7 protein-coding genes are annotated in these 6,812 nt (G+C 42.4%); 3 read left to right on the forward strand and 4 right to left on the reverse strand.

Annotation, left to right across the window (positions count from 1 at the left end):
• Both mnmE and NJ959_RS23725 read right to left on the reverse strand, forming a co-directional pair.
• The coding region (mnmE, locus tag NJ959_RS23720; RefSeq protein WP_254014217.1) for a tRNA uridine-5-carboxymethylaminomethyl(34) synthesis GTPase MnmE at nt 1-1,067 on the reverse strand (1,067 nt) is incomplete at its 3' end.
• Nucleotides 1,068-1,197: 130 nt separating this feature from the next.
• Nucleotides 1,198-1,842, reverse strand: coding sequence for a PEP-CTERM sorting domain-containing protein (locus tag NJ959_RS23725; RefSeq protein WP_254014218.1), 645 nt, complete (start codon nt 1,840-1,842; stop codon nt 1,198-1,200).
• A 408-nt stretch (nt 1,843-2,250) separates the two neighbouring features.
• Between NJ959_RS23725 and NJ959_RS23730 the strand changes: the two genes are divergently transcribed.
• From NJ959_RS23730 to NJ959_RS23740, 3 genes are all read left to right on the forward strand, one after another.
• On the forward strand, nt 2,251-2,592 hold the full coding sequence (locus NJ959_RS23730; protein WP_254014219.1) for a glycosyltransferase family protein: 342 nt from the start codon (nt 2,251-2,253) through the stop codon (nt 2,590-2,592).
• 113 nt (nt 2,593-2,705) lie between these two features.
• Nucleotides 2,706-3,428, forward strand: coding sequence for a cyclase family protein (locus tag NJ959_RS23735; protein ID WP_254014220.1), 723 nt, complete (start codon nt 2,706-2,708; stop codon nt 3,426-3,428).
• Nucleotides 3,429-3,604: 176 nt separating this feature from the next.
• Complete coding sequence (locus NJ959_RS23740) at nt 3,605-4,183, forward strand: Uma2 family endonuclease (RefSeq protein ID WP_254014221.1); 579 nt, start codon at nt 3,605-3,607, stop codon at nt 4,181-4,183.
• A gap of 149 nt (nt 4,184-4,332) precedes the next feature.
• Here the strand turns inward: NJ959_RS23740 and ctpC are convergent, their stop codons facing one another.
• Both ctpC and NJ959_RS23750 read right to left on the reverse strand, forming a co-directional pair.
• Nucleotides 4,333-5,625 carry a carboxyl-terminal processing protease CtpC gene (gene ctpC, locus NJ959_RS23745; RefSeq protein WP_254014222.1) on the reverse strand — a complete coding sequence of 431 codons (1,293 nt, stop codon included), beginning with the start codon at nt 5,623-5,625 and terminating at the stop codon, nt 4,333-4,335.
• A 138-nt stretch (nt 5,626-5,763) separates the two neighbouring features.
• Nucleotides 5,764-6,812, reverse strand: a 1,049-nt coding sequence (locus NJ959_RS23750) for a WD40 repeat domain-containing protein (RefSeq protein WP_254014223.1), incomplete at its 5' end; no start/stop codon positions are given.

The following is a 6,812-nucleotide window of genomic DNA, read 5'->3' on the forward strand; positions in this document are numbered from 1 at the left end:
ATTTTAGATTCAATATTGTTTGATTCACTTTCATCTAGTAAATCAATTTTATTAACAACTATAATTAAAGGGCTATCCTTAACCTCCTCATAAATCTCCTCATCAGCATCTGTCCAACCCGCTGTCGCATCAATGACTAATAATACCAGATCGGCACCTTGTGCCGCACGACGCGATCGCGCTACTCCAATTTTTTCCACCAAATCCTCTGTCTCTCTGATTCCTGCGGTATCCAGCACTTGCACAGGTATCCCGCCAACCACCAACTGGGATTCTACCACATCGCGAGTCGTACCAGGTAAATCGGTAACAATGGCGCGATCGCACTTACTCCACGCATTCAATAAACTAGATTTTCCCACATTCGGACGACCAACAATAGCAACTTTTAAACCACTCCGCAAAAGTTCCCCTCTATCTGCTGTAGCTAAGATGCGATTTACTTGGTTCAATACTTCGGCAAATTGTGTAATTATCGCATTTTCATCTAAGGGAGGTAAATCATCTTCAAAATCAATTCTTGCTTCAATCTCTGCTAAAATATCTAAACAAGTAGCTCTAATTTCGCGAATCGGTGTAGCGAGTTTTCCCTGTAATCCTGCCAGTGCAGTTTGTGCCGCTGCGGGAGAACGAGAACCGACTAAATCTGCTATACTTTCAGCTTGGGTTAAATCGATACGTCCGTTAAAAAATGCCCGGAGGGTAAATTCTCCCGGCTGGGCTAATCTTGCTCCAAAAACTAAACATAATTGTAATATTTGTTGCACGGGCATAATACCACCGTGACAGTGAAATTCCACCACATCTTCGCGAGTGTAGGAACGAGGAGCTAACATGATTAGTAATAGTGCTTCATCTACTACTTGTTTTGTTTGGGGATGACGGATGTAACCGTAGAGAATCCGGTGACTTTCCCAAACCTGATTTCCCGGTGCGTGGAAGAGTTTGCGGGCGATTTCTAGTGCATTTTGTCCCGACATGCGGACAATTCCCACACTTCCTTGTTGGGGGACAACAGCAGTTGCGATGGCGGCAATGGTTTCTCCTTGTCGGGACATTTGGGACATTGGGGGCAGGATATCTTTTCTTATTATTGTAGGGTGGGTTATATATAACGCACCCTACAAATGGAAAAACCCCGCCTCAATTAAATAGGCAGGGAGGATTTAATGATTTTGACATTAATGCTTGTTGAAGTTAAGCACCTTTATTGTTTTTGCGACGACGCACCAGAGTCATGGTGCCAGCAACTAGTCCTAAACCTGCCAATGCTGCTGGTTCCGGTACAGCTTTCTTAATTTCAGCTTTAACAAAGAAATCGTTCATGTCTCCATCATTGTTATTCCCTGTATCATCCCAAGCAATTTGGTATATGTGATTGCCCATGGCTGTGAACTCAGCCTGCTGCATTAAGGGATTTTGGCTATTTAGATTTAGTGCATTTGTCGAATATACCTGATTGTTACCACCAGAGTTGAGCAACAAGCTGTAATTTACACCTCCCTTAAAGGTAAACCAGGTGTGGCACTCTCCAGCAGGCGAAGTAACGGTTTGAGGGCAAGTTCCATGGAAATCGCCCGTTTTTGGCACGTCATATCCTGGAGCAGCTTCTTGAAACAGAAAAGGATTTACTGTAGTGTTTGTGTCCGCATTATAGACAGACAAGGTTGACTTGAATTTCCCGTTAGACTCTAGGAACCAAAAATCTACTAGGGTATCCTCCTCAAAGAAAATACCGTCATTCCCAAATAATCCTTCTAGCGCTTGAGCGGGCATGGCTCCCAAAGCCATTGCACTACCTGCAATTAAACCTAGAACTGTGGCCGTTTTTGTAAAATTCATCTTTAGGTCTCCTTGGTAATTCAGAAAAATATCTCTTTCCATGAATATACTGTGTACGAATGAAAAAAGATCAATTTTTGAGCCAACTTCATCGAATCTTTAAATTAGAGGCGACTTTTATGAAGATACGATGAAGACGCGATCGAAATTTGATGAAGATTTGATGTAGATTAGGCGAAGATTAGGTGAACTATAGTTTTTGGTCATACAAAGACGTATTGTGATGCGTCTCTACACACGATCCGACTTTGGCAGGAGGGTAGGGTGCGTTACATGTAACGCACCCTACCGTATATAACGGTTATCGGTTGGATGAAGTACGCCTCAGAAACCGGGTTTCGCCGAAGTTACCCGGTTTCTCTATATATTTATTCTGGTTCCCAGGCTCGGTATTGTCGGGTGCGTTGTATGCAACGCACCAGACAAATGGAAAACCCCGCCTCAATCAGTTTGTCATTAGGCTTATATGTCTATTTATTTTCTGGGTTAGTTCATATTAGCCATACTCTTTATATTTTGGTAATTGAAGGAATTAGATTAAGAAAAAAGTTAATTGCTTATCTTATCGCTAGTTGCGCAGCTCTAGCAAGTTTTATTCCTTGGATATATGTTCTGGTGATGAATTTGCAAAAAGCTAGCGCCACGACAAATTGGAGCGGAAAAGAAATAGATATTTTGTCTTCAGCAAAAATTTGGATAATTAACCTAATTCGCCTATTTATTGATAAGGAAACGGGGAACGGGGAATAATCAAGAGTAGGAAAGGACTTCCAGTATTTTTGTTAACCAGGAAAAACTACCACTCTTGTTTACATCTCAAATGAAAACGCTATAGTTAATTTATCTATACTGTGAGGTAATTTATGAGTAATAGTCTTTTGCCATTAACGATTACTATTAGTAGAGTTGTAAGTCTTTCTCATATTATTGAGCCTAACATACCTCGATGGTCTGGTGACCCAAAGGTGGAATTTGAAAACGTTGCTTCTCTTGAAAAAGATGGTTATTACTTGCGGAGTTTTTCTCTGGGGGAACACAGTGCTACCCATATTAATGCTCCTAATAGTTTTTTCCGGGATGGTGCTAGTATTGACCAATATCCTCCTGAGTCTTTGGTGAAGAAAGCGGTGGTAATTGATAAGAGTAACCAAGCAGCTATTAATCCTAATTATCTACTTTCACTTTCTGATGTTTTAGCATGGGAGAAAGAATACGGTAAGATTCCTGTGGATAGTATCGTGCTACTCTACACAGGTTGGCAGTCAAAATGGTTAGATGAGGGAGCATTTTTTAACCAGGATAATGCTTTTGGGCTGCATTTTCCTGGCTTTGGTAGTGAGGCTACGGAATTTTTACTATCGCAACGCCAAATAGCTGGGGTGGGAATTGATACTCACGGTGTTGATGGTGGTATGGATACAAGTTTTGCTATTAATCGTTTGGTGTTAGCACAATCTGGGATTGTATTGGAAAATCTGACTAATTTAGACCAACTTCCGCCTGTTGGTAGTCTATTGGTTATTGGTGTGATGCGTCTTAAGGGTGGTAGTGGTTCTCCTGTAGGGGTATTGGCTTTAGTTCCGTAATAATAGTGCAATATCTCAAGTAATACTAATATTGTACAACCAGACTTGAGACAAAAGAGGGGTATGTTACGGATTGAAACAGCTACTCACTATTGCTTGGGATTATGAATTAGGTTAGATGGAGATGCGATCGCCTAATATATTAAATATATCCTTCACTTACCTCACCACTTACTATGACAGCCTTTACAATCAACCTCAACCCGATTGTTGAACTGACTGACGAGCAATTTTATCATCTTTGCCGAGTCAATCCCGATGTAAAATTTGAACGTAACGCTCACAGAGAAATTATCATTATGTCACCTACAGGTGGAGAAACTGGAAAACGTAACGCCAAGCTAACTACTCGATTTTGTGTATGGAATGAACAAACTAATCTTGGGGAAGTATTTGACTCTTCTACCTGTTTTCGCTTACCAAATGGTGGAGATCGCTCTCCGGATGTGTCTTGGATTCAAAAAGAAAGATGGGAGCGACTAACTTCAGAACAAAAAGAGAAATTTCCACCCATTGCGCCGGATTTTGTTTTGGAGTTAATGTCGCCAACGGATAGTTTAAAGGAAACTCAAGATAAAATGAAAGAATATATGGATAATCAGGTGAGATTGGGTTGGTTGATGAATCGGAAATCCCGGCGAGTGGAAATTTATCGGCAAGGAAAACCTGTGGAAGTTTTGTCAAATCCTAGTCAATTATCGGGGGAAGATGTTTTGCCGGGTTTTGTTTTAGATTTGCGGATGATTTGGGAGTAATATCGAAAAGGAAGAAATGCAGGTTGATTCTTACTCCCCCCTTTGACAAGGGGGGCTGGGGGGGTAAAAACTTTGTCAAAAAACGAGTATCTTTGCCAAAGTGGGATGCTCTCGAAATTCGTCTATCCCGATCGTAACCTATGAGGAATTTACCTACTTGAAGAGGCGGAATTATTGCCTGGTTGTTTAGCAATTTCCTCTTTAAGAATCTCAAGCCCTTTGGCATACTGAGGATCGTCAGGCGTACCTATTTTAGTCCGATCCATTTGTAATTCTTTCCGCTGGGCTTCCGTCAACTCAATTACCACATCTGGATGAATACCAGACTTATTAATATCACGGCCGCTAGGGGTTAGATATTTAGCAATAGTCACCGCCATACCAGAACCATCTCCAAGTCCTCGTACTGATTGTACTAAACCTTTGCCAAAAGTTTGAGTTCCTACTAAAGCAGCCCGTTTATTATCCTGCAATGCCCCAGAGAGAATTTCACTTGCACTAGCGGAACCACCATCTACTAGCACTACCAGAGGTTTATCAGTAATTCGGCTATTATTTGCCACTTGACGATCTGTTTCACCCTGTCGATCTACAGTGGAAACGATCGTACCTTCCTTTAACCACATCCTGGCAATGTCAATACTAGAGTAAAGTAATCCACCAGGATTAGATCGCAAATCTAAGACATAGCCAATTACCTTCTGATCTTCTAATTTCTTAATCGCATTGCGCATTTCCTGAGCCGAAATTGCACTGAATTGATTCAAACGAATGTAGCCAATATTCCCAGTGGGAGTATTTTTCAAACTGTAGCGCACCGGATGAATTTCAATCCGCGCCCGGTTTAACGGATAATCCACCTGTTTATCGCCCCGTTGAATGGTTAGAGTCACCGAAGTTCCGGGTTCACCGCGAATCAGTTTCACAGCGTCGTTGACACTCATCCCTTCAGTAGTCTTACCATCAATTTTGACAATTATGTCCTTCGCCAGTATCCCCGCCTTAAACGCTGGTGTATCCTCAATTGGGGCAATCACCATCAATTTCTTCGTTTCCTCATCCTGGGCGAGTTGAATTCCCACACCCGTTAATTCCCCAGAAGTATCAATCTGCATATTCTTGAACTCTTCTGGGTTCATAAACCGAGTGTAAGGATCGCCCAGCTTCTTGAGCATTTCCCTGATTGCCTTATAGGCTTCTTCCTTGTCGGTGTAGGAACGATTCAAATACTCAGTGCGCACAGCTCGCCAATCCACCTGATTGAATGTACCATCTACATATTGGCGGTCAATAATTTGCCAAACTTCATCAATGACTTCCTTGGGACTTTCACTCAAGGAAGCCTGACTTTGAGATAAATAAATACCTGCACCAGTCACAGCAACCGTTGTTAATACTACTGCGGTTGCACCGATCGCGAGGCCACGTTTTGTAATTACCATAATCCTTTCACCAGTGGGAGGAAAACTACTGCAAAGGAATTAAGATCCCTTTAACATACTGATATGCTAACAAAAGTCTTAATTCAAAACTCAAAATTCAAAACTCAAAACTTTATTCCCCATTCCCCATTCACTCCATCAATTTTTCTCCTGACAAAGAACGCGATCGCTATCTTTGATATTAGGGTTATTTTCCAGATAGTCTCGCAGCCAATTGCAGCTTTCTTCCCACATATTATCTAAATCCAAATTCCACACAATCGCTGTATTGTCCTCCGTCCCGATCGCTAGTGCATTGCCATCATGACTCCAGTTTACGCTAGTGACACGACCTTTGTCAGCTTTCCATGTGGTAATTAAGGTATCGTCAAGTCGCCATAACTGGACTCGGTTATCCCAACTGGTGGTTGCCAGAATTTTTCCTGTGGGACTCAACCGAGCATGAGCTACACTATCGGCAGGACCTTTAAGGGTAGATCGCACTGTGCCATCCCGGTTCCATAGTTTTACGGTATTGTCATAACTTGCTGATACTAGCAACTGAGAATCGGCAGAAAAACTGACATCGAAAACCGAGTTAGTATGACCGAGAAGGGTTTCGATCAATCTCCCATCTCCTGTCCAGAGTTTTACTGTATTGTCATCGCTAGCGGAGGCGAGTAGTTCACCATCAGGGCTAAAGCTAACGGCATTGACACGGGAACTATGTCCCCGCAATGTCTTAATCAAAGTGCCATTGCTCGTCCAGAGTTTCACCGTACCATCCCGGCTTCCAGTTGCCAATCGCCTAGAGTCAGCACTAAAGCTGACACCCAATACCCAGTCGCTATGCCCGGTTAACACCTTAATTAATGTTCCTTGACGATGCCAAAGCCGGACAGTACCATCTCTACTGGCAGAGGCGATTGTTTGACCATCGGGACTGAAACTAACGCTATATATACGATCTGTATGCCCCTGTAAGGTATAAAGTAACTTACCACTGCGATTCCAGACTTTCACAGTGCGATCGCTACTTGCTGTGGTAATTAGTTCGCCATCCGGTGAAAATATCACATCTCGAACATCATCTTTATGTCCTTGCAAAACTAGGCGAGAAGCAGGGTGCAATTCCCATAGCTTAATGCTTTTATCATAGCTGCCTGAAGCAAAGAGGGGGAGTGGGGTGTGTTTTAATTCTCCCCTGC

The organism is Limnofasciculus baicalensis BBK-W-15 (assembly GCF_024178385.1).
In the GTDB taxonomy this organism is placed as follows: domain Bacteria; phylum Cyanobacteriota; class Cyanobacteriia; order Cyanobacteriales; family Coleofasciculaceae; genus Limnofasciculus; species Limnofasciculus baicalensis.